Source organism: Mesorhizobium sp. M7A.F.Ca.CA.004.04.2.1, assembly GCF_004022825.1.
In the GTDB taxonomy this organism is placed as follows: Bacteria; Pseudomonadota; Alphaproteobacteria; order Rhizobiales; family Rhizobiaceae; genus Mesorhizobium.
Genome location: NZ_RZPH01001775.1, coordinates 1 through 470 on the forward strand (window position 1 = coordinate 1; position 470 = coordinate 470).

Below are 470 nucleotides of genomic sequence, written 5' to 3' on the forward strand. Positions count from 1 at the left end.
ACCGAATATTTACCAAAAAATACAAACACTGGCGCTCAAGGCTCACCAAGCGATCGGCTGTCGCGGCGTTTCCCGTTCGGACTTCCGTTACGATGATCGTCATTCCGAAAACGGCGAGATTGTCTGGCTCGAGGTCAACACCCAGCCGGGTATGACGCCGACGTCCTTGGTGCCTGAAATCGCCGCCCAGGCCGGGCACTCGTTTGGCGATTTGTTGAGTTGGATGGTGGAGGACGCTTCGTGCCTGCGTTGAAATGGAGACAAGGTTGGGAGAGGGGCGCGGCGGGGCCGGCGCTGTTCGGCCTGCCATTGTCGTCGGGCCATTTCGTGCTGCCGCGCATGCTGCGCCGCCCGGTGCGCATTCTGGCGCGCCTGGGCGTCGGGGAATTCCAGGCGCCGCGCTTTTCCGCGGCCATGATGTCGGCCGTGCTGATTTTCTCGAGCAGTGCCTATGGCGCCTATCTCGGCGG

Annotated in this window: 2 pseudogenes; both read left to right on the forward strand. The window is 62.1% G+C overall.

The features are described 5' to 3' along the window. A pseudogene (locus EN893_RS37510) lies at window positions 1–253 on the forward strand (D-alanine--D-alanine ligase); the annotation flags it as partial. Beyond that, a pseudogene (locus EN893_RS37515) lies at window positions 241–470 on the forward strand (cell division protein FtsQ/DivIB); the annotation flags it as partial. The pseudogenes EN893_RS37510 and EN893_RS37515, both read left to right, overlap by 13 nt.